We start from the raw sequence: 23,819 nt of genomic DNA, 5'->3' as shown, positions 1-23,819 counted from the left end.
ACCCCGTCGCCGGGCGGTGCCCACGGCTCCGGTGTCCCGCCCGCACCGTGCGACGACGTCCACGAGGCGCCCACGGTGATCGGGCCGGTGAAGCCGCCCCGGCGAGGGCCCGGACCGCGGGGCCGGGACCGGTCGCCGTTGTGGCCGGACGAACCGCCGCCACCGCCGCCCCCTCCGCCGCCGCGGAGGCCGGACGGCGCGTAAGCCCCGGTACACCCTGGTGACGGGCAGTGTTCGCTGTCCGGCTGGCGGACCTCGGAGGCGCGGGGCACTGGGTGCCGGATACGGTGGGAACACCATGAGCGCATCGCAGACCACCGACGTTCCCACCCTCCTTGTCAAGATCTTCGGCAAGGACCGGCCGGGCATCACGGCCGGCCTCTTCGACACCCTCGCCGCCTACTCGGTCGACGTGGTCGACATCGAGCAGGTCGTCACCCGTGGCCGCATCGTGCTCTGCGCGCTCGTGACCGAGCCGCCCGAGGGGCTGGAGGGGGGCCTGCGGGCGACCGTCCACAGCTGGGCGGAGTCGATGAAGATGCAGGCGGAGATCATCTCCGGCATGGGCGACAACCGGCCGCGCGGGCTCGGCCGCTCCCTGGTCACCGTGCTGGGCCACCCCCTCACGGCTGAGGCGACGGCGGCGATCGCCTCGCGGATCACCAGGGCCGGCGGCAACATCGACCGTATCTTCCGGCTCGCCAAGTATCCGGTGACGGCCGTGGAGTTCGCGGTGTCCGGTGTGGAGACGGAACCGCTGCGCACCGCGCTGGTGACCGACGCGGCACGGCTCGGAGTGGACGTGGCCGTGGTCGGGGCGGGACTGTACCGGCGGGCGCAGCGCCTGGTCGTCATGGACGTGGACTCCACCCTCATCCAGGACGAGGTGATCGAGCTCTTCGCCGCGCACGCCGGCTGCGAGGGCGAGGTCGCCGAGGTGACGGCGGCCGCGATGCGCGGGGAGCTGGACTTCGAGCAGTCGCTGCACGCGCGCGTGGCGCTGCTGGAGGGGCTGGACGCCTCCGTGGTGGACAAGGTCCGCAGCGAGGTGCGGCTGACGCCGGGCGCCCGCACGCTGATCCGCACGCTGAAGCGCCTCGGTTACCAAGTGGGTGTGGTGTCGGGTGGGTTCACCCAGGTCACGGACGACCTGAAGGAGCGGCTGGGGCTGGACTTCGCCCAGGCCAACACCCTGGAGATCGTCGACGGGAAGCTGACGGGCAAGGTCACCGGCGAGATCGTGGATCGGGCGGGCAAGGCCCGGCTGCTGCGCCGGTTCGCCGCCGAGGCGGGGGTGCCGCTCTCACAGACGGTGGCGATCGGTGACGGCGCGAACGATCTCGACATGCTGAACGCGGCGGGGCTCGGTGTCGCCTTCAACGCCAAGCCGGTGGTGCGCGAGGCCGCGCACACGGCGGTGAGCTTCCCCTTCCTGGACACGGTCCTGTACCTGCTCGGCGTCACCCGTGAAGAGGTCGAGGCGGCGGACACGCTCGACGTGGGCTGAGCCGCCCGGACCGGGGCACGGGAAGGGGCGGGCCCGGAGCCGGCGGACGTCGGCGCCGGACCCCTGCCGTGCCGGGCGTCACTCGGTGGGCGCCCAGTAGTCGACCAGCGTGCCGACGCCGGGCTCGAGGGACTTCCAGGAGCCGGTGAAGGACAGGACGGCGAAGGCGGCGGCCGGGTAGCCGCGTCGGCTCATGCGCTCGCGGGCGTCGCCCTCCGCCGCGCCGGCCAGGATGTCGGCGAGCGCCTGGACGCCCGGGTTGTGGCCGACCAGGAGGACGTTCCGCGCGTCGTCGGGGGTTTCGTTGAGCAGGGCGATCAGCTCACCGGGCGAGGCGTCGTAGATCCGCTCCTCGTAGACGGTCTTCGGTCGCTCCGGGAACTCGTGGACCGCGAGCTTCCAGGTCTCGCGGGTCCGGGCCGCGGTGGAACACAGGGCCAGGTCGAAGGCGATGCCGGTGTCGGCGAGCTTGCGTCCGGCGACGGCGGCATCCATCCGGCCCCGCTCGGCGAGTGGGCGTTCGTGGTCGGGTACCGGGGGCCAGTCGGCTTTCGCATGCCGGAAAAGGACGATCCTGCGAGGTTCTGCGACGCTCATGTGACCCAGCTTCGCATGAAACAGACCATGAGGCGCAGGGAGTTGACCGGCGCTTCCGGGGGTTTTCAACGGGCTATGAGCTGCTGCGCACGCTCGACGAGGTGGGTGAGCGCGGGCTCACCGACGGTCGCGTGGGCGTCGGCGGGGTTGAGGATCAGAGTGAGCAGGGCGACGAAGGCGAGGGTGGGCAGGGCCAGGGCCCACCACGGCAGCCGGGTGTCGGCGCCGCCCCGGGGAGCCGGGTGGGGCCGGGTGTGTGTGCGCGCCGACATGGGGGCCTCCGCTCTTCGTACGGTACGGTCCGTGGCCCGCCGTTCGCGGCCACATCTCGAAGGTACGAATTCCCGGAAGCCCCATCCATCCGGTGATCCACCCACTTGACCCTGAGCCAGACCCCCTAGGGGATGGGGGGCCAGCACCACCATGGGCCGTCACGGCGCGAGGACGGTCGCGATCACGCCGATGACGATGAAGATGGCGAAGAACGCGCCGAAGACGAGCAGCATCTTCTTCTGGCCGTTCTGCGGGTTCGGGTCGAGGACTGGCATGCGGCAAGTCTCGCACCCCGTTCGCCTGCGGCGGGCTCCGGGGGGCGCGTGGCGCGGGTGGCCTGCCGGGCGGACGCGGGAAGGCTCCACGACCTCGCCGGCGGCCCGGCGACGGGAGCCGGCCGGCCGGACGCCGACGGTGTACCGGCCGGACGGTGCCGGCGCGGAACGGCGGGTGTCGCACAGCCCGGAACAGCGCGGCGGGTGTCGCACAGCCCGGCGCCGACAGGGTGCCGTCGCGCTCGCCCGTGCCGCGCTGGGGGTGCCTCCCAGGCCCTTGGGCCACTGGGGGTGCCGGCTTGCCCGGGGGGAACGGGGCAGCGGGCGGGAACGGTACGTACGGGTGGCCCGTCGGCCGGGAGGGGGTTCAGCGGGAGGACGCCTCGTCCTCCACCGTGCGGTCGCGGCCTGCCAGGACGCCCACGATCATCTGCGGGATCATCAGGCCGGCCATCAGCGCGATCGGCAGTCCCCAGCCGCCGCTGTGCTGGTAGAGCACGCCCACCAGGAGCGGCCCGGGGATGGAGATCAGGTAGCCGGTGCTCTGCGCGAAGGCCGACAGCTGGGCCACGCCCGCGCCGGTCCTGGCCCGCATCCCGACCATGGTGAGCGCCAGCGGGAAGGCGCAGTTCGCGACGCCCAGCAGCACCGCCCAGACCCAGGCGCCGGCGGCCGGCGCGAGGTACAGTCCCGCGTATCCGACGAGACCGCTGACGCCCAGTGCGAGCACGATCGGGCCCTGGCTGGGCAGCCGGGTGGCGAGGCGCGGGATGACGAAGGCCAGCGGCACGCCCATCACCATGGTGACCGCGAGGAGCAGTCCGGCCCTGCCGGCGGGGACGCCCGCGTCCCGGAAGATCTGCGCCATCCAGCCCATGGTGATGTAGGCGGCGGTGGCCTGGAGCCCGAAGAAGACGGCCAGCGCCCAGGCGGTACGGCTGCGGGTGATGCGCAGCGCGGGCGCCGCGGCGGAAGCGGTCCGCTCGCTCCGGGCGCCCCGTGCCCCGTCCCGCTCCCGCACGAACGGCAGCCACGGCAGTACGGCGGCTGCCGCCAGGGCCGCCCACACGGCGAGGCCCGACTGCCAGTCACCGCCCAGCGCGTCGGTCAGCGGCACGGTCACGGCCGCCGCCGTGGCGGTACCCAGGGCGAGGGCCATGGAGTACAGGCCGGTCATGGAGCCGACCCGGTCGGGGAACCGGCGCTTGACGATGACCGGCATCAGGACGTTGCTGACCGCGATGCCCATCAGCGCCAGCGCGCTGGTGGCCAGGAACGCCGCCGTGCCGCCCGCGTACGGGCGTATCAGCAGGCCGGCGCCGATGGCGGCCATGCCGGCGCAGACCACCGCGCCCGCACCGAACCGGCGGGCCAGCCGTGGGGCGGTGACGCCGAAGACGGCGAAGCACAGCGGCGGCACGGAGGTGAGCAGTCCGGCCACGCCCCCGCTCATGCCGAGTCCGTCGCGGACCTCCTCGAGCAGCGCGCCCAGGCTGGTGATGGCGGGGCGGAGGTTGAACGCGGCCAGCACGATGCCGACGACGAGCAGCCGCGTCCGCCACGCGTGCGCGGTGCCGGTCCGGCGGACGGTCCGGACCTCGGACGCGGCCGGTGTGCGTACGGTCCTGGACGTGAGTGTCCGGAGTTCCTCGCCAGTCATGACGCCCATCATAGAATCATGGGATGATTGGTTGTCCATGCCGAGGCCGCCGTGCGGCTCCGCTGTCGCGCGAAGGTGTGCCATGCCGTTGAGCCATCCCCGTCGCTCGGCCCTGTCCGAGCAGGTCATCGCCGCCCTGCGGGCCCAGATCACCTCGGGTGAGTGGCCGGTCGGCGCACGCATCCCCACCGAGCCGGAGCTGGTGGAGCAGCTGGGGGTGGCCCGCAACACGGTCCGCGAGGCCGTCCGCGCGCTGGCGCACAACGGGCTGCTGGACATCCGCCAGGGTTCGGGCACGTACGTGGTGGCCACGAGCGAGCTGGCGGGCGTGATGCACCGCCGCTTCGCCGGCGCCGATCCCCGGCACGTCGCCGAGCTGCGTTCGACCCTGGAGTCGGCGGCGGCGCGGCTGGCCGCCGAGCGGCGCACGGAGAAGGACCTCGAGCAGATCGACGCACTGCTGCTGCGCCGGGAGGATGCCTGGGAGTCGGGCGAGGCGGAGGCGTTCGTGGCGGCGGACGCCACGTTCCACCTGGCGGTCGTGGCCGCCTCGCACAACGACGTGATGACCGCGATGTACGCGGACCTGAGCGAGGTGCTGCGGGACCGGCTGCGCGGCGCCGTGGGCGAGGACATGTCCCCCGAGGCGCACATGGACCACGGCCGGCTGGTGGACGCGATCCGCGCGGGTGACGCGGGGACGGCGGCCGAGGAGGCCGCCGCCTACCCGTTCATGTGCCGCCCGGGACTGTTCGGTCCGTCCTCCGCCGGCTGATCCGGACCGACGCGAGGGCCCGCGCCCCGTACGGGACGCGGGCCCTCGGCAGGGCGTCCGGTCAGGCGCCGATGGCGTGCAGACCGCCGTCGACGTGGATGATCTCGCCCGTGGTCTTCGGGAACCAGTCGCTCAGCAGGGCGACGACACCGCGGCCGGCCGGCTCCGGGTCCTTCAGGTCCCACTCCAACGGGGAGCGGCTGTCCCACACGGAGGCCAGCTCGCCGAAGCCCGGGATGGACTTGGCGGCCATGGAGCCGATCGGGCCCGCCGAGATCAGGTTGCAGCGGATGTTCTGCTTGCCCAGGTCACGGGCCATGTAGCGGCTGGTGGCCTCCAGGGCGGCCTTGGCCGGGCCCATCCAGTCGTACTGCGGCCAGGCGAACTGCGCGTCGAAGGTGAGGCCGACGACCGAGCCGCCGTTCTGCATCAGCGGCAGGCAGGCCGTGGTCAGCGACTTCAGGGAGAACGCCGAGACGTGCATGGCCGTGGAGACCGACTCGAACGGCGTGTTGAGGAAGTTGCCGCCGAGCGCGTCCTGCGGGGCGAAGCCGATGGAGTGGACGACGCCGTCGAGGCCGCCCAGCTCCTCGCCGACGACGTCGGCCAGTCGGCCCAGGTGCTCGTCGTTGGTGACGTCGAGTTCGATGACCTTGGTGGGCCTGGGCAGCTTCTTGGCGATGCGCTCGGTCAGGGTGGGCCGCGGGAACGCGGTCAGGATGATCTCGGCGCCCTGCTCCTGGGCCAGCCTGGCGGTGTGGAAGGCGATGGAGGACTCCATCAGCACACCGGTGATCAGGACGCGCTTGCCCTCGAGAATTCCGCTCATGTGTTTCAGTGACCCATTCCCAGTCCGCCGTCAACGGGGATGACGGCTCCAGTGATGTACGAGGCCTCGTCCGAGGCGAGGAACCGCACCGTCGCGGCGATCTCCTCGGGCTGCGCGTACCGGGCGAGCGGCACCTGCGCGAGGATCTTCGTCTGCTGCTCGTCGGTGAGCACCTTCGTCATGTCGGTGTCGACGAAACCGGGCGCGACGACGTTGAAAGTGATGTTGCGCGAGCCCAGCTCACGGGCGAGGGAGCGCGCGAAGCCGACCAGACCGGCCTTGGAGGCGGCGTAGTTCGCCTGTCCCGCGGAGCCGAGCAGCCCGACCACCGAGGAGATCAGCACGACACGGCCCTTCTTGGCGCGCAGCATGCCGCGGTTGGCGCGCTTGACGACACGGAAGGTGCCGGTGAGGTTGGTGTCGACGACCGAGGTGAAGTCCTCCTCGGACATGCGCATCAGGAGCTGGTCCTTGGTGACACCGGCGTTGGCGACGAGGACCTCGACGGGGCCGTGCTTCTCCTCGATCTCCTTGTAGGCCTGCTCCACCTGCTCGGGGTCGGTGATGTCGCACTTGACGGCCAGGAAGCCGGCCGGCGGCTCCCCCGAGCGGTACGTGATGGCGACCTTGTCGCCGGCGTCGGCGAACGCACGGGCGATGGCGAGGCCGATGCCCCGGTTGCCTCCGGTGACGAGAACCGAGCGGCTCAACGGATCACCCTTTCGATAGCGGTCTGGTGCACCGCCCCGACACCTGGGTGACAGGCGGCTTCACCGAAAACCTATCGGTCCGGATCCGCCGCGGAACATTGGGGCACCGACAGTGGCGCCCCTGGCCTCCTGTCGGATTCCTACAGTCCGTGCCCCCTGTCAGTCCGCCGCACCCGGTGCGTGAGCCGACAGTCCTTCGGCGCGAGCGGTCTCGAGCATCCTTCGGTCGTAGGTCACCAGGGCGGTCAGGTCGTCCCTCAGGGAGAGGGCGCTGGCCACGTGAATCGCGTCCAACGTCCTCAGGCGCCCGACCAGCAGAGCCGCCGCATCGCGCGCCTCCCGGGTGAGGAGGATCTCGGTGATCCGGGCATCCAGGTCCTCCATGGCCTTCGGGAAGTGCCCCATGAGGTCCAGGGTCCGTACGGTCTCCACGAAGCCGAGCGTGCTGGTGGCGAGCGGCTCCGTGGCCCGTTCCTGGAGGAAGGCGTCCAGCGCACTCCAGTGACTGCGGCGGGTCATCCAGGTGACGAGCGCGGACGTGTCCATGTAGATCAACGGTCGTCTTCCTCGCGCTCGGCCAGCAGGAGCGCCACGGGGTCGACGTCTTCCGGCACCTCGTAGTGCGGCATGCTGTGGCGCTCGGCGGCGGTGACCGGCTTCAGCTTGATCTTCCCCTGCGCCACCAGGTGCGCGTACCGCTCCATGGGGCTTCCGGCCGGTGACAGTATCGCGATCACGTTGCCGTGCCGGGTGACCTCGATCGCCTCGCCCTTCTCGACCCGGGCGAAGACCGCGCTGGGGTTGTACGAGAACTCGCGGACGGAAATGGTGCTCATGGCGGCCCCTCAGTTGTGCCTACATAGCATTCACTGTAACCACAAATGAGGGGTTCGCGTCACGGCTGGACGATCCCGTCCTACTCGACCGTTACTGCGCGTCTTCCTCTTCCTCCATGCTGTCAAGGAGCCGCCGGGCGAGGATGGCAAGCGTCTCTCCCTCCTGGGTGACCCAACGGACGGTGCCCTGATTCGAGACAGGGCGCCCTTCCCATTCGGCCAGCTCCCACATCCGTGCGATGAGGCCACTGGGTCGTTTCTGGTGGCTCTTGCTGGGCTGGGTGGATCAGCGCTTCGGCTGGGCAGGTGCACCTCATGGTGCGGCGGCATGAGCTCACGGATGCGCAGTGGCGGAGGATCGAGTCGTTACTGCCTGTCAACGGCAGGCCGGGTGGGCAATGGGCCGATCATCGCAGAGTGATCAACGGGGTGCTGTTCCGGGCCCGTACCGGTGTGCCGTGGCCGGATCCGCCCGAGCGCTGTGGTCCCTGGCAGACCGTCTACAAGCGGCATCGCCGCTGGTCCGCGGACGGAACGTGGCGGCGGATTCTGGGCGAGCCGCAGATCGAGGCCGATGCTGCCGACCCGGACGGCACTCCGGCCCAGACGGAGCGGGAGGAGAGTCGCCGGCGTGGGCGGGAGTGGGCGGTGAACATCGACTCCACCTCCTGCCGGGCCCACCAGCACGGCGCCGGTGCCCGTCGCCGCGCGACTTCCCACAAAAGGGGGCGGGACGCGTGAGGAAACCGATGGGCGCGAGGCCCTGGGACGCTCGCGGGGCGGACTGACCACCAGGACCCATCTGCTGTCCGACGACCGGGCCCGCCCGCTGGCCTGGCAGACCTCCCCGGGCCAGCGGGGCGACAGCCCCATGTTCGTGACCGTGCTGGAGAGCTTACGGATCCGGCGGCACGGGTCCGGGCGGCCGCGCAGCCGCCCGGGCCGCGTCCGCGGCGACAAGGCGTACTCCAGCCGGGACAACCGCGCCTACCTGCAGCGGCGGGGTATCAAGGCGACCATCGCCCAGCCCGACGACCGGCGGGCCAACCGCAGGCGCAAGGGCCGGGCCGGAGGGCGCCCACCAGCGTTCGACAAGACCCAGTACCGCCGCCGCAGTGCCGTCGAACGGTGCGTCAGCAAGTGGAAGCAGTACCGGGCAGTGGCCAGCCGGTACGACAAGCGCGACTACATCTTCAACGGCACCCTGGCCGTCACAGCAATCGCCATCTGGCTCCGAGACACCGTCCAAGAGCCATCAGAAACGACCTAGCTCCCCGGCACCGTCGAATTGCCACGCCGGCGCCCTTGGCACCGTGGTTCACTCACCCAGACCGCGCCATGAACGAAGGGAAGGCCCCACATGGCCCATGAGATGGATCAGTCGTTTCTTGCGCTGCCGTTGCGCGCGCTCGCCGACGCCGCGCTCGCCCGCGCGCGTGCGCTCGGGGCGGAGCACGCGGACTTCCGCCTGGAGCGGGTGCGCAGCGCGTCCTGGCGGCTGAGGGACGCCAAGCCGGCCGGGTCGTCGGACACCACCGACCTCGGTTACGCGGTGCGCGTGGTGCACGGCGGGACCTGGGGGTTCGCGTCCGGGGTGGATCTGACCCTGGACGCCGCCGCCAAGGTCGCCTCGCAGGCCGTGGCGATGGCGAAGCTGTCCGCCCAGGTGATCCGGGCGGCCGGGTCCGACGAGCGCGTCGAGCTGGCCGACGAGCCGGTGCACCCGGAGAGGACCTGGGTGTCGTCGTACGAGATCGATCCGTTCACCGTGCCCGACGGGGAGAAGGCCGGGCTGCTGGCCGAGTGGAGCGCGCGGCTGCTGGCGGCGAACGGGGTGGACCACGTCGACGCCTCGCTGCTCACCGTGCACGAGAACAAGTTCTACGCCGACACCGCCGGGACCGTGACCACGCAGCAGCGGGTGCGGCTGCACCCGGTGTTCACGGCCGTGTCCGTCGACGACTCCAGCGGTGAGTTCGACTCCATGCGCACGATCGCGCCGCCCGTCGGCCGCGGCTGGGAGTACCTGACGGGCACCGGCTGGGACTGGGACGACGAGCTGGAGCGGATTCCCGAGCTGCTCGCCGAGAAGATGCGCGCGCCGAGCGTCGACCCCGGTCTGTACGACCTGGTGGTGGACCCCTCCAACCTGTGGCTGACCATCCACGAGTCCATCGGTCACGCCACCGAGCTGGACCGCGCGCTCGGCTACGAGGCGGCCTACGCGGGGACCTCGTTCGCCACCTTCGACCAGCTCGGGAAGCTGAAGTACGGCTCCGAGCTGATGAACGTCACCGGTGACCGCACCGCCGAGCACGGGCTCGCCACGGTGGGCTACGACGACGAGGGCGTCGAGGCGCAGTCCTGGGACCTGGTGAAGGACGGCACGCTGGTCGGCTACCAGCTGGACCGGAGGATCGCGAGGCTGACCGGGTTCGAGCGGTCCAACGGGTGCGCGTTCGCGGACTCCCCCGGCCATGTGCCGGTGCAGCGCATGGCCAACGTGTCGCTGCGGCCGGATCCGGCCGGGATGTCGACGGAGGACCTGATCGGGGGCGTGGACCGGGGCATCTACGTCGTCGGGGACCGGTCGTGGTCGATCGACATGCAGCGGTACAACTTCCAGTTCACCGGACAGCGCTTCCACCGGATCGAGAACGGGCGGCTGGCGGGGCAGTTGCGGGACGTCGCCTACCAGGCCACGACCACCGACTTCTGGGGCTCCATGGCCGCCGTCGGGGGTCCGCAGACGTACGTCCTGGGCGGCGCCTTCAACTGCGGCAAGGCCCAGCCGGGGCAGGTCGCGGCGGTCTCGCACGGCTGCCCGTCCGCCCTCTTCAAGGGAGTCAACATTCTGAACACCACGCAGGAGGCCGGGCGATGAACGCACGCACCGGGACCGGCCGGGGGGCCGGGGGTCGCCCCCCGGGAAAGCACAGCCTGAACACCACGCAGGAGGCCGGGCGATGAACGCACGCACCAACAAGCCGCACGAGATCGTCGAGCGCGCTCTCGAACTGTCCCGGGCCGACGGCTGTGTCGTGATCGCCGACGAGCACTCGACCGCCAATCTGCGCTGGGCGGGCAACGCGCTCACCACGAACGGTGTCACGCGCGGGCGCACGCTCACCGTGATCGCCACGGTGGACGGCGCGCAGGGCACGGCCTCCGGGGTGGTGTCCCGGTCCGCGGTGACCGTGGACGAACTGGAGCCGCTGGTGCGGGCCGCCGAGGCCGCCGCGCGGGGCGCGGGCCCGGCCGAGGACGCGCAGCCGCTGGTCACCGGGGTGGCCCACTCCCCCGAGTTCACCGAGGCGCCCGCCGAGACCTCCTCCGCGGTGTTCGCCGGCTTCGCCCCGGCGCTGGGCGAGGCGTTCGCACGGGCACGGGCCGGCGGCCGGGAGCTGTACGGTTTCGCCAACCACGAGCTGGTCTCCAGCTACCTCGGCACCTCGGCGGGACTGCGGCTGCGGCACGACCAGCCGAACGGCACGCTGGAGCTGAACGCCAAGTCGCCGGACCGTACGCGGTCGGCGTGGGCGGGGCGCTCCACGCGGGACTTCAAGGACGTCGACCCGGCGGCGCTCGACGCGGAGCTGGCCGTACGGCTGGGCTGGGCGGAGCGCCGGCTGGAGCTGCCCGCGGGCCGGTACGAGACGCTGCTGCCGCCGACCGCGGTGGCGGACCTGCTGATCTACCAGCTGTGGTCGGCATCGGGGCGGGACGCGGTCGAGGGACGCACGGTGTTCTCCAAGCCGGGCGGCGGCACCCGGGTCGGCGAGCGGCTGACCGAGCTGCCGCTGACCCTGCGCAGCGACCCGAACGAGCCGGGCCTGGAGTCGGCGCCGTTCGTGATCGCGCACTCCTCCGGCGGCGACCAGTCGGTGTTCGACAACGGGCTGCCGCTGACGGCCACGGACTGGGTGCGCGAGGGCGAGCTGAACCGGCTGACGACCAGCAGGCACAGCGCGGGCCTGACCGGGCTGCCGACGGCGCCCGGCATCGACAACCTGATCCTGGACGGGGGCGAGGACCGCTCCCTGGAGGAGATGGTCGCGGCCACCGAGCGCGGGCTGCTGCTGACCTGCCTGTGGTACATCCGCGAGGTCGACCCGGCGACGCTGCTGCTCACGGGCCTGACCCGGGACGGCGTCTACCTCGTCGAGAACGGCGAGGTCACCGGCGAGGTGAACAACTTCCGGTTCAACGAGTCGCCGGTGGACCTGCTCGGCCGGGCGGCGGAGGCGGGCCGTACGGAGAAGACGCTGCCCAGGGAGTGGAGCGACTGGTTCACCCGGGCCGCGATGCCCGCGCTGCGCATCCCCGATTTCAATATGAGCTCCGTCAGCCAGGGCGTATAACCTCGTAGGAGTTCGCAAGCGGCCGTCACCCGAACGGCCGGAGATCATCGAGGAGACACGAGAACCGTGACGGACATCGTCGACGAGCTGAAGTGGCGCGGGCTGTTCGCCCAGTCCACTGACGAGGACGCTTTGCGCAAGGCGCTCGCGGACGGTCCCGTCACGTTCTATTGCGGCTTCGACCCGACCGCGCCCTCCCTGCACGTGGGGCACCTGGTGCAGGTGCTCACCCTGCGCCGGCTCCAGCAGGCCGGTCACCGGCCGCTGGCGCTGGTCGGCGGCGCCACGGGCCAGATCGGCGACCCGCGCCCGACCGCCGAGCGCACGCTGAACCCGCCGGAGACCGTCGCGGGCTGGGTCGAGCGGCTGCGCGGCCAGATCGAGCCGTTCCTGTCCTTCGAGGGCGAGAACGCGGCCACGATGGTCAACAACCTCGACTGGACGCAGAACCTCTCCGCGATCGAGTTCCTGCGGGACATCGGCAAGCACTTCCGCGTCAACAAGATGCTGACCAAGGACTCCGTCGCCCGGCGCCTGGAGTCCTCCGAGGGCATCAGTTACACGGAGTTCAGCTACCAGTTGCTGCAGGCGATGGACTTCCTCCAGCTGTACCGGCGCTACGGCTGCACGCTGCAGCAGGGCGGCAGCGACCAGTGGGGCAACCTCACGGCGGGCCTGGACCTGCTGCACCGGCTGGAGCCGGACGCCACGGCCCACGCCTACGCCACACCGTTGATGACCAAGGCGGACGGCACCAAGTTCGGCAAGACCGAGGGCGGGGCCGTCTGGCTCGACCCGGAGATGACGACGCCGTACGCGTTCTACCAGTTCTGGCTGAACACGGATGACCGGGACATCTCGGGCTACATGCGGATCCTGTCCTTCAAGTCCCGCGAGGAGCTGGAGGAGCTGGAGAAGCAGACGGAGGAGCGTCCGCAGGCCCGGGCCGCGCAGCGCGCGCTGGCGGAGGAGCTGACGACGCTGGTGCACGGCGCCGACCAGACGGCCGCCGTGATCGCCGCGTCCAAGGCCCTCTTCGGCCAGGGCGAGCTGGGTGAGCTGGACGACCGCACGCTGGCCGCCGCGCTCTCCGAGGTGCCGCACGTCGAGGTGAGCGAGCTGGGTCCGGTGGTCGACCTGTTCGCCGAGGTCGGCCTGGCGCCGAGCAGGTCCGCCGCACGGCGCACGGTGAAGGAGGGCGGCGCCTACGTGAACAACGTCAAGGTCACCGCCGAGGACGCCGTCCCCGCCCGGGAGGACCTGCTGCACGGGCGCTGGCTGGTGCTGCGCCGGGGCAAGAGGAACCTGGCGGCGGTGGAGGTCACGGCCGGCTGAGCAGGCGGCCCGCGCCTGCCCCGGGGCGGTCTCCGGCGGATGCCGGGGACCGCCCTTTTGTCACCCGTACCGCGAGGGGTCAGACCCGCTGGTGCCCCCTGCGCTTCATCGCGGTGTACAGCATCTCCGCGAGCAGGACGATGACGATCGCCGCGCCCAGCTGGAAGATGTGCCGACCCCAGTCGATGCCCCGTGTCTCCTCGATCCCGAAGCCCCGCGCGAGGGCGTTGCCCGCGACGGCGCCGATCATGCCGCAGATGGTGGCCAGCCACAGCGGGATGTGCTGTTTGCCGGGGATCACCGCCTTGGCGATCAGACCGAGCACGAGTCCCACGATGATCGCCCACAACCAGCCCATGACTGCCTCCTTGTACGGCTTGACGCGAGCATTACGGCCAGTGTCGGCCGAGAGGCGGTACGCCGCATGTCGGGCATGTCGTACGCGTTACGGCACAGGCGGTGCGCCGCGGGGCGGGCGACCCGCTCTCGTGACCCGGCCGGACGCGGCGTAACGTGGACATGTCCGGAACCGGTGTCAATGGGACGGGGTGCCGGACGGCCAGGTGCGGAGAAGGCCCGATGCGGGCGGATGGTGGAATGTGATGCGGAAACAGCATGGCGGCGGCAGCGTCCAGGTGTTCCGGATCACCGGTGCCCGGACGGGCCTCCAGGAGGACGTACGGGGGAGGCAACGCCGGTACGTGATCTCGATGGCCGTCCGTACGGTCTCGGTCATCCTCGCGGCGACGCTGTGGAACGTGGAGCGGCACGTCGCGATCGTGGCGCTGGTGCTCGGAACGATCCTGCCGTACGTCGCGGTGGTGATCGCCAACGCCGGGCGCGAGAATGCGCCGTCCTTGCCGTCGACCTTCGTGACGACGCCGACGAGGCCGGCGATCGCATCGCCGCGGACGAACGACGGTTCCGCGGAATCCGGTGCGGAGGACATGGCGTCACAGGCGGTGCCGAACGCACGAACGGAGCGGCCCGAGCGGCCGTGAGGACCGGGGCGTGCGGGAAGGTCCTGTCAAGCGGAAGGCGCTTACCCGCCAGCCACAGGGAAAGCTCAGATCAATCACGTTGTTCCGGTGCCGGGGGCGGGGCGACCCGTGACATACTTCGTATGCGCTCCGCATCCCCCGTCGGAGCGACGGACCGACGCCGGGCAGCTCCCCCCGTGGCTGCTCGGCGTCGCCTTTTCCGGTGGATCCCGCTCCCCGTGGCCGGGTTAGGGTCAACGGTGTGATGGTCCCTGATCCCGAGACGCCGGCCTGCTCCGCCAAGGGGTGCCGTGCCGCCGCCCTATGGGTGCTGGCGTGGAACAACCCCAAGCTGCACACGCCGGAGCGCCGCAAGACCTGGCTCGCCTGCGAGGAGCACCGCGAGCACCTTTCGCAGTTCCTCGGGGTCCGGGGGTTCCTGAAGGACGTCGTCCGGTTCGAGGAGTGGGAGGCGTCGGAGGGAGCCTAGTCCCCTCAGCCTCCGATGGCGGACATCGGCCTGTCCGGCTGGACGAAGGCCGGGTCGTCCAGGCCCGCCCCCGCCTTCTTGCCCCGCATCGCGGCTTTCCAGATGCGGGCGATCTCCTCGTCGGGGGCACCGGAGCGCAGGGCCGCGCGCAGGTCGGTCTCCTCGGCGGCGAACAGGCACGTGCGGATCTGTCCGTCGGCGGTGAGCCGGGTGCGGTCGCAGGTGGCGCAGAACGGGCGGGTGACGGAGGCGATGACGCCGACGCGGTGCGGGCCGCCGTCGACCAGCCAGCGCTCGGCCGGTGCGGAGCCCCGTGCCTCGTCGCCCTCGGGGGTCAGCTCGAAGCGGGTGCGCAGGGAGGTCAGGATGTCCCCGGCGGTGATCATGCCGTCGCGCTTCCAGCCGTGCTGGGCGTCCAGGGGCATCTGCTCGATGAAGCGCAGCTCGTAGTCGTGCTCCACGGCCCAGGCGAGGAGGTCGGGGGCCTCGTCGTCGTTGAGCCCCGGCATCAGGACCGAGTTGACCTTCACCGGGGTCAGGCCGGCCTCACGGGCCGCGTGGAGGCCGTCGAGGACGTCCTGGTGGCGGTCGCGGCGGGTGAGGGTCTTGAAGACGTCCGGGCGGAGCGTGTCCAGGGAGACGTTGACCCGGTCCAGGCCCGCCTCCTTCAGGGCGGTGGCGGTGCGCCGCAGCCCGATGCCGTTGGTGGTGAGGGACGTCTGCGGGCGGGGTTCCAGGGCGGCGACACGCTCGACGATGCCGACGAGTCCGGGACGGAGCAGCGGCTCGCCGCCGGTGAAGCGGACCTCCTCGATGCCGAGGGAGGTGACGGCGATGCCGACGAGGCGGACGATCTCGTCGTCGGTGAGCAGGTCGGGCTTGGCCAGCCACTGCAGCCCTTCCTCGGGCATGCAGTAGGTGCAGCGCAGATTGCACCGATCGGTCAGCGAGACCCTCAGGTCGGTGGCCACTCGGCCGTAGGTGTCGATGAGCACGTGGGCCCCCTCCCTCGACGCGGATCACTCGTGCCCGGCTACTTCGAGCCTACGCGACACCGCCGACAATCCCCGGCGGGACGGCGCCCCGGCGGGACGGGAGGACGGGACGACGGGACGACGGGACGACGCGGCCGGACGGAGTGTGGCTCAGTGGGCGCCGGTACCCGTCAGGGACCGGACCTCCAGCTCCGCGTACTTCTTGGCGTCGGGCTCCTCCTTGGACAGGACGGTGCCGAGCCAGCCCATCAGGAAGCCGAACGGGATGGAGATGATGCCCGGGTTCTTCAGCGGGAACCAGGCGAAGTCGACGTCCGGGAACATCGCCTTGGGGTCGCCGGAGACCACGGGCGAGAACAGCACCAGGCCGACGGCGACGATGAGACCGCCGTAGATCGACCACAGGGCGCCCTGGGTGGTGAACCGCTTCCAGAACAGGCTGTAGAGGATGGTCGGCAGGTTGGCGGACGCGGCGACCGCGAAGGCCAGCGCGACCAGGCCGGCCACGTTCAGGTCACGGGCGAGGGCGCCGAGCGCGATGGAGACGACGCCGATGAGGACGGTCGCCCAGCGGGCCGCCCTCATCTCCTCCTTCTCCGTGGCCTGTCCCTTGCGGATGACGCTGGCGTAGATGTCGTGCGCGAAGGAGGACGACGAGGCCAGGGTGAGGCCGGCGACCACGGCGAGGATCGTCGCGAAGGCGACCGCCGAGATGGTGGCGAGCAGGATCGCGCCCCAGGTCGAGTCGGTGCCGCCCAGGTGCAGAGCGAGCAGCGGGGCCGCGGTGTTGCCGGACGGGTTGGACGCGATGATCTCGTCCTGGGAGATCAGTGCCGCCGCGCCGAAGCCGAGGGCGATGGTCATCAGGTAGAAGCCGCCGATGATGCCGATGGCCCAGTTCACGGACTTACGGGCGGCCTTGGCGTTGGGCACCGTGTAGAAGCGGATCAGGATGTGCGGCAGACCGGCGGTGCCCAGCACCAGGGCGATGCCGAGGGAGACGAAGTCCAGCTTGGTGGTGCCGTCGGCGCCGTACTGGAGGCCGGGCTCGAGGAAGGCGTCGCCCTTGCCGCTGTTCTCGGCGGCGCTGCCCAGCAGGTCGGAGATGTTGAAGTTGAACTTCAGCAGTACCAGGAAGGTGATGAGGAGCGTGCCGCCGATCAGCAGCACGGCCTTGACCATCTGGACCCAGGTGGTGCCCTTCATGCCGCCGATGGAGACGTACACGATCATCAGGACGCCGACGAGGGCGACGATGAGGATCTTGCCGGCGTCGGAGGTGATGCCGAGCAGCAGCGAGACGAGGACGCCCGCGCCCGCCATCTGGGCCAGCAGGTAGAAGATCGACACGACGATGGTGGAGGTGCCGGCCGCGGTGCGCACGGGGCGCTGGCGCAAGCGGTAGGCGAGGACGTCGCCCATGGTGTAGCGGCCGGAGTTCCGCAGCGGCTCGGCGACCAGGAGAAGGGCTACCAGCCAGGCGACCAGGAAGCCGATGGAGTACAGGAAGCCGTCGTAGCCGAAGAGGGCGATGGCGCCCGCGATGCCGAGGAAGGACGCGGCCGACATGTAGTCGCCGGAGACCGCGAGTCCGTTCTGGAAGGCGCTGAACTGACGCCCGCCGGCGTAGAAGTCGGCGGCGTCCTTGGTCTGCCGGCCGGCCCAGACGGTGATGCCGAGGGTGGCGAGGACGAACAGCGCGAACAGCGTGATGATCAGTGGACGGTGCTCGCTCGCCTCGTTCGCGGCGAGGGTGACGTGGGTGACGTGGGTGACAGCGGGACTCATGCGCCGCCCTCCATACGCTTCTTGATGGCCTCGGCCTTGGGGTCGAGCTTGGCGGCGGCGTGCCGGGAGTACCACCACGCGATGAGGAACGTGGTGACGAACTGCAGGACGCCGAAGACGAGGGCGACGTTGATGTTGCCCACCAGCTTGGCGCCCATGAAGCCGCCCGCGTAGTTGGAGAGCAGGACGTACAGCAGGTACCAGATGATGAAGGCGATGGTCAGCGGGAAGGCGAAGGAGCGGTAGGAGCGGCGCAGTTCACCGAACTCAGCGCTCTCCTGCACCTCGGTGAACTCCTCCGGTGTGGGGAGTTCGCGTCGTTCCGTCGAGGGGGGCGGTGCTTCGGCGGCCACGGAGTCTCCTCGCGTTACGGGTCGGTTCGGGTGGGGACGGAAGGCGAGTGTCCTCGCGCTTCCTGCCCAAGGGCACGGCGCCACGCGAGGACCGGTTCAACTCTCCGCCCTTCTTTCCCCTGGCGTTTTCCGAAGTCGTTTCCGGCAAAACATTGCTGACCAGCGAGAGCGCGGGATAGCTTCACCCTGCACCACCCCGTCATGTACCTGCCCGAGCAGCATCCGTGCCTCGGGCCGGTTTCGTTTCCGGATGATGTGGAGACCCCATGGCTCATCTGCGTTCCAGACGCCGTCTCGCCCTCGCCGTGCCCGTCGTGCTGTCCCTGACCGCCTCGCTCGGCTTCCTGCCCGCGGCGGCCTCGGCGGCCCCGCGGACGGTGTCGGCCGAGCAGGCGACGGACGCGCCGGCCCTGGCGTACGTCGTCAACACCAAGGCGGACCGCCGCACGATCGCGTCGGTGAAGCGGGCGATCGCCGCGGCCGACGGGAAGGTCGTGGTCACGTACGACCGGATCGGCGTGATCGTCGTCCACTCGGCGAACCCCGGCTTCGGCGAGGAGATCCGCGCGGCGCGCGGGGTCCAGTCGGCCGGCGCCACCCGCACCGCGCCGCTGACCGCGGCCGGGACGACGGACGAGGGCGCCGCCGACTACGTGAGCGCCGCCGAGGCCGCGCGCACCCGGGCCGTCTCCGCGCGGACGCCCGGCAGCGAGCCGCTCGAGGCCGACCAGTGGGACCTGCGGGCGATCGGCGCCGACAAGGCAGCGAGGATCAACCCGGGCAGCCGCAAGGTGACCGTCGCCGTGATCGACACCGGCGTCGACGACACCCACCCGGACCTCGCCCCGAACTTCTCCGCCTCCCAGTCGGCCAACTGCGTCGGCGGCAAGGCGGACACCAGCGAGGGCGCCTGGCGTCCGTACACGGACGAGGACTACCACGGCACGCACGTGGCCGGCGAGATCGCCGCGGCCCGCAACGGCGTCGGCGTCGCCGGTGTCGCGCCCGGCGTGAAGGTGGCCGGCATCAAGGTCAGCGACCCGGACAACGGCCTGTTCTACCCGGAGAACGTCGTCTGCGCGTTCGTCTTCGCCGCCGACCACGGCGTGGAGATCACGAACAACAGCTACTACGTCGACCCGTGGCTGTACAACTGCATGGACGACCCGGACCAGAAGGCGATCGTCGACGCGGTCAACCGCGCCCAGCTGTACGCCCAGAGGAAGGGCACGCTGCACCTCGCCTCGGCGGGCAACTCCAACCACGACCTGGACTCCGACGCGATCGTCGACGACTCCAGCCCCGACGACTCCACGCCGGTGACGCGGACCATCGACCCGCACGAGTGCTTCGACGTGCCGACCCAGCTCCCGGGCGTCGTCACCGTCAGTGCGACGGGCGTGCAGAACCTCAAGTCGTACTACTCCACGTACGGCAAGGGCGTCGTCGACGTCGCGGCACCGGGCGGCGACCGCCGCTACCAGCTGCCGGACACGCCGTCGAAGGACGGCCGCATCCTGTCCACCATGCCGAACGGCGAGTACGCCTTCCTGCAGGGCACCTCGATGGCCTCGCCGCACGCCGCCGGCGTCGCCGCGCTGCTGAAGTCCGAGCACCCGTGGGCCACGCCCGCCCAGCTGCAGGCGCTGCTGAAGGCCCAGGCGGACAACCCGGGCTGCCCGGAGTCCTACGACCAGGACGGCGACGGCGCGCAGGACGCCACCTGCGAGGGCGGCGACCGGGTCAACGGCTTCTACGGCTTCGGCATCGTCGACGCGCTGCGCGCCGTCAAGTGACCTGCGCGGCTCCGCGCTTCCCGCCCGTCCGACCGCACTCGTGAACGAACTGGAGACTCCATGACAACGTCTCACCCGCGCCACCGCCGCGCACTCGTCGTCCCGGCCGGGATGGCCATGGCGACGGCACTCGTCTTCCTGCCGAACACCGCGGCCACGGCCGCCCCGGCGGCCCCCGAGCGGCCGGCCGCGGCCCCCGCCGACGCGACCCCGCTCAGCTACGTGGTCAACGTCAAGGGCGGACACGGCACGTCGGCGCATGTGAAGAAGGCGATCCGCAGGGCCGGCGGGACGATCGTGACGTCGTACGACAAGATCGGCGTCATCGTCGTCCACTCGTCGGACGCCGACTTCGCGAGGACCGTCCGCAAGGTGCGCGGGGTGCAGTCGGCCGGCGCCACCCGCAACGCGCCGCTGCCGTCGGCGGCCACCGCGGACACGGTCGCCCCGAAGGCGCTCAGCGACTCCGAGCTCGCCCGGGCCGAGTCGGCGGCGACCGAGGGACAGGACCCGCTGCAGGGCCTGCAGTGGGACCTGCCCGCCATCAAGGCGGACCGGGCGCACGAGAAGTCGCTGGGCAGCCCCGAGGTGACCGTCGCCGTCATCGACACCGGCGTGGACGACACCCACCCGGACATCGCGCCCAACTTCGACCGGGCCGCGTCGGTCAACTGTGTGTCGGGCAAGCCGGACACCAGCGACGGCGCCTGGCGGCCCAGCGCCGAGGAGAGCCCGCACGGCACGCACGTCGCCGGTGAGATCGCCGCCGCGAAGAACGGCGTCGGCATGACCGGTGTCGCCCCGGGCGTGAAGGTGTCGGGCATCAAGGTCTCCAACCCGGACGGCTACTTCTACACCGAGGCCGTGGTGTGCGGCTTCGTGTGGGCGGCCGAGCACGGGGTCGACGTCACCAACAACAGCTACTACACCGACCCCTGGTACTTCAACTGCACGGACGACCCGGACCAGAAGGCGCTCGTCGAGGCCGTCACCCGGGCGTCGCGGTACGCGGAGCGCAAGGGCGCGGTGAACGTGGCCGCGGCCGGCAACGAGAACTACGACCTCGCGGCCGACGAGATCACCGACCCCTCCTCCCCGAACGACGGCACCCCGTCGGACCGGGTGGTCGACCCGTCCGAGTGCCTCGACATACCGACCCAGCTGCCGGGTGTGGTGACGGTCGCGGCGACCGGCGCGAAGGGGCTGAAGTCGTCGTTCTCCAACTACGGACGGGGGGTCGTCGACATCGCCGCGCCCGGCGGTGACTCGACGGCGTACCAGAAGCCGGAGCCGCCCGCCACCAGCGGTCTGATCCTGGGCACGCTGCCCGGCGGGTCGTGGGGCTACATGGCGGGTACGTCGATGGCGTCCCCGCACGTCGCGGGCGTCGCCGCGCTGATCAAGTCGACGCACCCGCACGCCTCGCCGGCGCTGGTCAAGGCCCTGCTGTACGCGCAGGCCGACGCCACCGCGTGCACGGACCCGTACGACATCGACGGCGACGGCAAGGTCGACGCGGTGTGCGAGGGCCCGAAGAACCGCAACGGCTTCTACGGCCGGGGCATGGCCGACGCGCTGGACGCGGTGACGCGGTAGTCGCGCGGAAGCGGTGAGCGCAGGGGTCCGGGCGGTCGCGTCCGGACCCCTGCGCGGCATAGTGCGGGCATGACCGATCTCGCCTCCGTCTGGTCCGCCCTGGGCGGCGACCCCGCCCTCCTCGCGCGCGTGTCGGCCGTCGAACGGCCCGGCGTCCTCCCCTCCCGGCTGCCGGCACGGGAGGCGGCGCGCGCCTGTGTGGGCGCGTGCGCGCTGGCCGCCGCCGAACTGGGGGCGCGGCGGACGGGCGGCGGGGCGCCGTCGGTGCGGGTGGACGACGGGGCGGTGGCCACGGCGTTCGTCAGCGAGCGGCATCTGCTCGTGGGCGGGCGGACCCCGGAGACCTTCGCGCCGTTGTCGCGGTTCTGGCGCACGGCCGACGGGTGGGTGCGCACGCACGCCAACTATCCGCACCACCGGGCCCGGCTGCTCGCCGCGCTGGGCGTGCCGGAGGACCCAAAGGCGGTGGCGGCGGCGCTCGCGGAACGCTCCGCGCGGGAGGTCGAGGAGGCGGTGTACGCGGCCGGGGGCCTGGCCGTCGCCCTGCGGACGCCCGGGGAGTGGGCGGCGCACGAGCAGGGCGTGCGGGTGGGGAAGCGGCCCCTCGTGGAGCGCGAGCGGCTGGACGCGGCCCCGGCGCGGGTGCTCGCTCCGGTGGACCGGGATCCGCTGCTGCCCGCCGCGGGGCTGCGGGTGCTGGACCTCACCCGGGTGATCGCGGGTCCGGTCGCCACCCGCACGCTCGCCCTGCTCGGCGCGGACGTGCTGCGCGTGGACGCGCCGGGGCTGCCCGAACTCGCCGACCAGCACGCCGACACGGGTTTCGGGAAGCGGTCGGCGCTGCTGGACCTCCCGGCCGACCGGAAGGTGTTCGAGGAACTGCTCGCGACGGCGGACGTGGTGGTGACGGGGTACCGGCCGGGCGCCCTGGACCGCTTCGGACTGACCCCCGCGGCGCTGGCCGGGCGGCGGCCCGGGGTGGTGGTGGCCCAACTGTCGGCATGGGGCGCGTACGGGCCGTGGGGCGGCCGGCGTGGCTTCGACAGTCTGGTGCAGGCGGCCACGGGGATCGCGGTGGTCGAGGGCGGCGCTCCGGCGGGGCGGCCGGGAGCGCTGCCCGCGCAGGCGCTCGATCACGGGACGGGGTATCTGCTGGCGGCGGGGGTGTTGCGGGCGCTCGGCGAGCAGGCGCAGGAGGGCGGGAGCAGGGTGGTGCGGGTGGCGCTGGCGCGGACGGCCGGATGGCTGCTGGAAGGTACGGCGCCAGAGCCCGCCGGGTCTTCCGGGGGCGTGGCCGTCGGGCGGTGGCTCGCGGAGCGGGACAGTGCGCTGGGGAGGCTGCGATACGCGCTGCCCCCGGTGACGTTCGAGGGCGGGCCGCGTGACTGGGCGCGGCCGCCCGGCCGTTGGGGAGCCGATGCGGCCCGGTGGGTCTGAGGGACCGCGAGGCGGTGTCACTCGCCCGCGTCGGTGGGGCGCCTCCCCCGCTCCCGGCTGCGCCCGAGCGGAAGGCGCCCCACCGCCCACCCGTGCCGCCCCGCGGCGCGATCGCCTGCGGCTGTGGCGAAACGGCTGCCTTCGCCCACGGACTTGCCCGCTTCTGTGGGGCCTTGTGAAGATCCCGGAGTGAGTCTGATGAGAACCGGGGTCGGGGCGGACGAGGTATCCAGGGGCGGGCCGGGGCGGGCCGTCGCCGTGCTCGTGTGGGTGGCGGCCGGGGCGGCGGTACCACTGCTCGGGCCGTCGCCCGCGCTGCACGGCACCGGGGAGGCCGACGCGCCCGGCACCGGGGGCATAGCCCTGCTGCGGGCGGTGCTGTTCGCGGCGCTGTCCGTACCCGTGGGCGAGCTGTTCGCGCGGCGGCTGGCGCGTTCCGTGCCCGGCGCTCCGGCCGTCGTACCCCGCAGTTGGTCCACCGCGGCGAACTCCGTCGGCTTCGTGGCCGCTCTCGGACTGGCCTCCGTCGTGGCCACCGGCAACCTGGTGCCCGGCGGCCTCGCCGACATCGACGTCGGCGGTCTCTACGACTCCAGGGACGGCAAGCTCGCCCTCCTGGAGGTCAACGCCTTCCTCGCGGCGGCCCTGTGCGCGGCGTCCGGCCGTCCCGGCACCCAGGTGTGGCCGCTGGCCGCGGTGATCGTCGCGGAGGCGCTGCGCGCGCACCCGACGACCGAGTACAGCCCGCTCATCGGCTCCGGGCTGACCCTGGTGCACCTGGTCTGCGCGTCGCTCTGGGCGGGCGGTCTGCTCTACGTGCTGCGCGTCCTGCGGCTGTGGCCGCGAGCGGAGGCGGGCGCCGCGCTGCTGGGACGCTACGCGCGCGTGGCGGCCGTCCTGCTCGTCGCCGTCACCGCGACGGGCGTGTGCAGTTCGCTGCGCCGGATGCCGCCGGAGACGATCCTGGAGCAGTCGACGGACACGGCTTACGGGCGTGTCCTGCTCGCCAAGGTGATCCTGATGGCCGGGGTCGCCGTCCTCGCCCTGTGGGCCCGGATCAGGCTGGCCCGCGCGGAGGATCCGCTGACCGCCTGCTCCCCCGCGCGGGCGGAGGTGTACGCGCTCGGCGTGGTGGTCGCGGTGTCGGGGCTGCTGACGGCGCTTCCGGTGCCGATCCGCTGGTGAACGGGGTGTCACGACTCGCGCGGACATTCCCGGTGCCCGGA

General features: G+C 71.8%; 24 protein-coding genes. 12 read left to right on the top strand and 12 right to left on the bottom strand.

All coding sequences use genetic code 11. The features are described from left to right. Positions 1-298 precede the first annotated feature (298 nt). The gene (serB, locus tag KYY02_RS18945) at positions 299-1,507 is read left to right on the top strand and encodes a phosphoserine phosphatase SerB (RefSeq protein WP_371239334.1); all 1,209 of its coding nucleotides are present in this window, start codon (positions 299-301) and stop codon (positions 1,505-1,507) included. A gap of 78 nt (positions 1,508-1,585) precedes the next feature. On the opposite strand, the gene KYY02_RS18940 is transcribed toward serB, so the two are convergent. The 4 genes from KYY02_RS18940 to KYY02_RS18925 all read right to left on the bottom strand — a co-directional run bounded on the left by KYY02_RS18940 (position 1,586) and on the right by KYY02_RS18925 (position 4,312). After that, positions 1,586-2,104, bottom strand: coding sequence for a SixA phosphatase family protein (locus tag KYY02_RS18940; RefSeq protein ID WP_371239332.1), 519 nt, complete (start codon positions 2,102-2,104; stop codon positions 1,586-1,588). Between the two features lie 65 nt (positions 2,105-2,169). Next, the gene (locus tag KYY02_RS18935) at positions 2,170-2,376 is read right to left on the bottom strand and encodes a hypothetical protein (RefSeq protein WP_371239330.1); all 207 of its coding nucleotides are present in this window, start codon (positions 2,374-2,376) and stop codon (positions 2,170-2,172) included. Positions 2,377-2,535: 159 nt separating this feature from the next. Further along, complete coding sequence (locus KYY02_RS18930) at positions 2,536-2,652, bottom strand: SGM_5486 family transporter-associated protein (RefSeq protein WP_006132620.1); 117 nt, start codon at positions 2,650-2,652, stop codon at positions 2,536-2,538. Positions 2,653-3,019: 367 nt separating this feature from the next. After that, a complete protein-coding gene (locus tag KYY02_RS18925; RefSeq protein WP_371239328.1) occupies positions 3,020-4,312 on the bottom strand; it encodes a CynX/NimT family MFS transporter in 1,293 nt (430 codons plus the stop codon). 82 nt (positions 4,313-4,394) lie between these two features. Here KYY02_RS18925 and KYY02_RS18920 point away from each other — a divergent pair, with 82 nt between their 5' ends. Further along, entirely contained in the window at positions 4,395-5,087 is a 693-nt protein-coding gene (locus KYY02_RS18920; protein WP_371239326.1) for a FadR/GntR family transcriptional regulator, read from the top strand. Between the two features lie 61 nt (positions 5,088-5,148). Here KYY02_RS18920 and fabI read toward each other — a convergent pair whose 3' ends face one another. From fabI to KYY02_RS18900, 4 genes are all read right to left on the bottom strand, one after another. Continuing rightward, positions 5,149-5,916: an enoyl-ACP reductase FabI gene (gene fabI, locus KYY02_RS18915; RefSeq protein ID WP_371239324.1), complete on the bottom strand. Its 768-nt coding sequence runs from the start codon at positions 5,914-5,916 to the stop codon at positions 5,149-5,151. A gap of 5 nt (positions 5,917-5,921) precedes the next feature. After that, entirely contained in the window at positions 5,922-6,626 is a 705-nt protein-coding gene (gene fabG, locus KYY02_RS18910; protein ID WP_371239322.1) for a 3-oxoacyl-[acyl-carrier-protein] reductase, read from the bottom strand. A gap of 159 nt (positions 6,627-6,785) precedes the next feature. Continuing rightward, positions 6,786-7,172 (bottom strand): type II toxin-antitoxin system VapC family toxin, encoded by a 387-nt coding sequence (locus KYY02_RS18905; protein ID WP_371239363.1) that lies wholly within the window; start codon positions 7,170-7,172, stop codon positions 6,786-6,788. Positions 7,173-7,177: 5 nt separating this feature from the next. Continuing rightward, positions 7,178-7,462, bottom strand: a complete 285-nt coding sequence (locus KYY02_RS18900; protein ID WP_019522103.1) for a type II toxin-antitoxin system Phd/YefM family antitoxin — start codon at positions 7,460-7,462, stop codon at positions 7,178-7,180. Between the two features lie 315 nt (positions 7,463-7,777). On the opposite strand from KYY02_RS18900, the gene KYY02_RS18895 reads away from it, so the two are divergent. The 4 genes from KYY02_RS18895 (at position 7,778) to tyrS (ending at position 13,158) form a co-directional block, all read left to right on the top strand. Then, positions 7,778-8,732 (top strand): IS5 family transposase gene (locus KYY02_RS18895; RefSeq protein ID WP_371239320.1). Its coding sequence is split into 2 segments (ribosomal slippage): positions 7,778-8,199 and positions 8,198-8,732, totalling 957 coding nucleotides; the frame shifts between segments, so codons are not numbered across the junction. Between the two features lie 90 nt (positions 8,733-8,822). Next, positions 8,823-10,346, top strand: coding sequence for a TldD/PmbA family protein (locus KYY02_RS18890; protein ID WP_371239318.1), 1,524 nt, complete (start codon positions 8,823-8,825; stop codon positions 10,344-10,346). Between the two features lie 82 nt (positions 10,347-10,428). Next, positions 10,429-11,823, top strand: coding sequence for a metallopeptidase TldD-related protein (locus tag KYY02_RS18885; RefSeq protein WP_371239316.1), 1,395 nt, complete (start codon positions 10,429-10,431; stop codon positions 11,821-11,823). 66 nt (positions 11,824-11,889) lie between these two features. Then, a complete protein-coding gene (tyrS, locus tag KYY02_RS18880) occupies positions 11,890-13,158 on the top strand; it encodes a tyrosine--tRNA ligase (RefSeq protein ID WP_371239314.1) in 1,269 nt (422 codons plus the stop codon). Between the two features lie 79 nt (positions 13,159-13,237). On the opposite strand, the gene KYY02_RS18875 is transcribed toward tyrS, so the two are convergent. Beyond that, a complete protein-coding gene (locus tag KYY02_RS18875) occupies positions 13,238-13,516 on the bottom strand; it encodes a GlsB/YeaQ/YmgE family stress response membrane protein (protein ID WP_371239312.1) in 279 nt (92 codons plus the stop codon). A 244-nt stretch (positions 13,517-13,760) separates the two neighbouring features. Here KYY02_RS18875 and KYY02_RS18870 point away from each other — a divergent pair, with 244 nt between their 5' ends. Then, the gene (locus KYY02_RS18870) at positions 13,761-14,159 is read left to right on the top strand and encodes a DUF3099 domain-containing protein (protein WP_371239361.1); all 399 of its coding nucleotides are present in this window, start codon (positions 13,761-13,763) and stop codon (positions 14,157-14,159) included. Between the two features lie 244 nt (positions 14,160-14,403). After that, on the top strand, positions 14,404-14,628 hold the full coding sequence (locus KYY02_RS18865) for a hypothetical protein (RefSeq protein ID WP_371239310.1): 225 nt from the start codon (positions 14,404-14,406) through the stop codon (positions 14,626-14,628). A gap of 5 nt (positions 14,629-14,633) precedes the next feature. On the opposite strand, the gene moaA is transcribed toward KYY02_RS18865, so the two are convergent. From moaA to KYY02_RS18850, 3 genes are all read right to left on the bottom strand, one after another. Next, a complete protein-coding gene (gene moaA, locus KYY02_RS18860) occupies positions 14,634-15,623 on the bottom strand; it encodes a GTP 3',8-cyclase MoaA (protein WP_371239308.1) in 990 nt (329 codons plus the stop codon). A gap of 150 nt (positions 15,624-15,773) precedes the next feature. Next, positions 15,774-17,411, bottom strand: a complete 1,638-nt coding sequence (locus KYY02_RS18855) for a monocarboxylic acid transporter (RefSeq protein ID WP_371239306.1) — start codon at positions 17,409-17,411, stop codon at positions 15,774-15,776. Beyond that, complete coding sequence (locus KYY02_RS18850) at positions 17,408-17,764, bottom strand: DUF485 domain-containing protein (RefSeq protein WP_371239304.1); 357 nt, start codon at positions 17,762-17,764, stop codon at positions 17,408-17,410. The genes KYY02_RS18855 and KYY02_RS18850 overlap by 4 nt, the downstream gene beginning before the upstream one ends. A gap of 266 nt (positions 17,765-18,030) precedes the next feature. Between KYY02_RS18850 and KYY02_RS18845 the strand changes: the two genes are divergently transcribed. The 4 genes from KYY02_RS18845 (at position 18,031) to KYY02_RS18830 (ending at position 23,778) form a co-directional block, all read left to right on the top strand. Beyond that, positions 18,031-19,560: a S8 family peptidase gene (locus tag KYY02_RS18845; protein ID WP_371239302.1), complete on the top strand. Its 1,530-nt coding sequence runs from the start codon at positions 18,031-18,033 to the stop codon at positions 19,558-19,560. A 60-nt stretch (positions 19,561-19,620) separates the two neighbouring features. Beyond that, entirely contained in the window at positions 19,621-21,156 is a 1,536-nt protein-coding gene (locus tag KYY02_RS18840) for a S8 family peptidase (RefSeq protein WP_371239300.1), read from the top strand. Positions 21,157-21,225: 69 nt separating this feature from the next. Beyond that, complete coding sequence (locus KYY02_RS18835; protein WP_371239298.1) at positions 21,226-22,593, top strand: CoA transferase; 1,368 nt, start codon at positions 21,226-21,228, stop codon at positions 22,591-22,593. Between the two features lie 198 nt (positions 22,594-22,791). Then, positions 22,792-23,778 carry a CopD family protein gene (locus KYY02_RS18830; protein ID WP_371239359.1) on the top strand — a complete coding sequence of 329 codons (987 nt, stop codon included), beginning with the start codon at positions 22,792-22,794 and terminating at the stop codon, positions 23,776-23,778. Positions 23,779-23,819 lie beyond the last annotated feature (41 nt).

It is taken from the genome of Streptomyces pimonensis, assembly GCF_041380215.1.
GTDB classification, from domain to species: Bacteria; Actinomycetota; Actinomycetes; order Streptomycetales; family Streptomycetaceae; genus Streptomyces; species Streptomyces pimonensis.
The sequence above is the reverse complement of the archived record's forward strand: the minus strand, read 5'-3'. Positions and strand labels throughout refer to the sequence as shown.